Source organism: Pseudomonas asplenii (genome assembly GCF_001293465.1).
Classification (GTDB): domain Bacteria; phylum Pseudomonadota; class Gammaproteobacteria; order Pseudomonadales; family Pseudomonadaceae; genus Aquipseudomonas; species Aquipseudomonas fuscovaginae_B.
The window spans coordinates 1-694 of the sequence record NZ_JSYZ01000052.1 but is presented as its reverse complement, the minus strand read 5'-3'; the positions used below and the strand labels follow the sequence as shown (position 1 = coordinate 694).

Sequence of the window (694 nt, the reverse complement as noted above, 5' to 3'; positions counted from 1 at the left end):
TGGTGATCAACAACGGCTACGCCGATTTCAACGAACGGGATCGAGTGGCCTTCGCCTCCAACCCGGCCTTCGACGCCAGTACCCTGGATGTCTGGGCGCCGCTGCTCAATGGCGGCTGCGTGGTGGTGATCGGCCAGGACGACCTGCTGTCCCCGGCGAACTTCCAGCGCCTGCTGCTGGAACAGTCGGTGACGGTGCTGTGGATGACCGCCGGGTTGTTCCATCAGTATGCCTCGGGCCTGGGTGAGGCATTCTCGCGGCTGCGTTACCTGATCGTCGGCGGCGACGTACTGGACCCGGCGGTGATCGCCCGGGTACTGGAAAACAGTGCCCCCGAGCATCTGCTCAACGGTTACGGCCCGACCGAAGCCACGACCTTCTCCGCGACCTACGAAATCACCGCGGTCGGCAACGGGGGCATCCCGATTGGCCGCCCCGTGGGCAACACCTGCCTGTACGTGCTCGATGCCCAGGGCCAGCCGGTGCCGGTGGGTGTGGCAGGGGAGCTGTATATCGGCGGACAGGGCGTGGCCCTGGGTTACCTGAACCGGGAAGAACTGACCCGGGAAAAATTCCTGGTCGACCCATTCGACAGCGGGCCGAATGCCCGCCTGTACCGCACCGGCGACCTGGTGCGCTGGCGCGCCGACGGCAACCTGGAGTACCTGGGCCGCAATGACGCCCAGGTGAAGAT

1 protein-coding gene is annotated in these 694 nt (G+C 65.7%); it reads left to right on the top strand.

Features of this window, described 5'->3' with window-relative positions; all coding sequences use genetic code 11:
• On the top strand, nucleotides 1-694 hold a 694-nt coding region (locus PF66_RS31160), incomplete at both ends, for an AMP-binding protein (protein ID WP_152973128.1).